This window comes from Lysinibacillus sp. A4, from assembly GCF_024919535.1.
Classification (GTDB): Bacteria; Bacillota; Bacilli; order Bacillales_A; family Planococcaceae; genus Lysinibacillus; species Lysinibacillus capsici.
The window spans coordinates 1-851 of the sequence record NZ_JANWTB010000039.1; the positions used below are offsets into that span (position 1 = coordinate 1).

At 52.8% G+C, this 851-nt stretch carries 8 tRNA genes and 1 rRNA gene; all 9 read right to left on the reverse strand.

What is annotated here, in order from left to right:
- Nucleotides 1-5: 5 nt before the first annotated feature.
- A tRNA-Pro gene (locus NY607_RS24180) sits at nucleotides 6-82 on the reverse strand.
- A 9-nt stretch (nucleotides 83-91) separates the two neighbouring features.
- Nucleotides 92-168, reverse strand: a tRNA-Arg gene (locus tag NY607_RS24185).
- Nucleotides 169-176: 8 nt separating this feature from the next.
- A tRNA-Leu gene (locus NY607_RS24190) sits at nucleotides 177-265 on the reverse strand.
- Between the two features lie 5 nt (nucleotides 266-270).
- Nucleotides 271-345, reverse strand: a tRNA-Gly gene (locus tag NY607_RS24195).
- A gap of 37 nt (nucleotides 346-382) precedes the next feature.
- Nucleotides 383-467: transfer RNA gene (locus NY607_RS24200), tRNA-Leu, on the reverse strand.
- A 17-nt stretch (nucleotides 468-484) separates the two neighbouring features.
- Nucleotides 485-560: transfer RNA gene (locus tag NY607_RS24205), tRNA-Lys, on the reverse strand.
- 7 nt (nucleotides 561-567) lie between these two features.
- A tRNA-Thr gene (locus NY607_RS24210) sits at nucleotides 568-643 on the reverse strand.
- A 3-nt stretch (nucleotides 644-646) separates the two neighbouring features.
- A tRNA-Val gene (locus NY607_RS24215) sits at nucleotides 647-722 on the reverse strand.
- Nucleotides 723-732: 10 nt separating this feature from the next.
- Nucleotides 733-848 (reverse strand): 5S ribosomal RNA (gene rrf / locus NY607_RS24220).
- Between the last annotated feature and the right edge of the window lie 3 nt (nucleotides 849-851).

An 851-nucleotide genomic window follows, 5' to 3' on the forward strand; every position in this document is an offset into this window, starting at 1 on the left:
GGAAATGGTCGGGAAGACAGGATTCGAACCTGCGACCCCTTGGTCCCAAACCAAGTGCTCTACCAAGCTGAGCTACTTCCCGTTGTTCTTATGGCGCGCCCGACAGGAGTCGAACCCATAACCTTCTGATCCGTAGTCAGACGCTCTATCCAATTGAGCTACGGGCGCATTTAAAATGGTGCCGAGGACCGGAATCGAACCGGTACGGTAGTCACCTACCGCAGGATTTTAAGTCCTGTGCGTCTGCCAGTTCCGCCACCCCGGCACATTTGGAGCGGAAGACGAGGTTCGAACTCGCGACCCCCACCTTGGCAAGGTGGTGTTCTACCACTGAACTACTTCCGCATGTGCATAAGCTTTTTTTATCTGGCAATGAAAATAATGGTGCGGGTGAAGGGAGTCGAACCCCCACGCCTTGCGGCGCTAGATCCTAAGTCTAGTGCGTCTGCCAATTCCGCCACACCCGCTTATTATTATTTAAAAATGGTGAGCCATGAAGGACTCGAACCTTCGACCCTCTGATTAAAAGTCAGATGCTCTACCAACTGAGCTAATGGCTCGAAAAAATGGTGCCGGCTATAGGAATCGAACCCACGACCTACTGATTACAAGTCAGTTGCTCTACCTGCTGAGCTAAACCGGCATATGGTGGAGGATGACGGGCTCGAACCGCCGACCCTCTGCTTGTAAGGCAGATGCTCTCCCAGCTGAGCTAATCCTCCTGGGTATTATGCCTAGCGACGTCCTACTCTCACAGGGGGAAGCCCCCAACTACCATCGGCGCTAAAGAGCTTAACTTCCGTGTTCGGTATGGGAACGGGTGTGACCTCTTTGCCATCATCACTAGACTT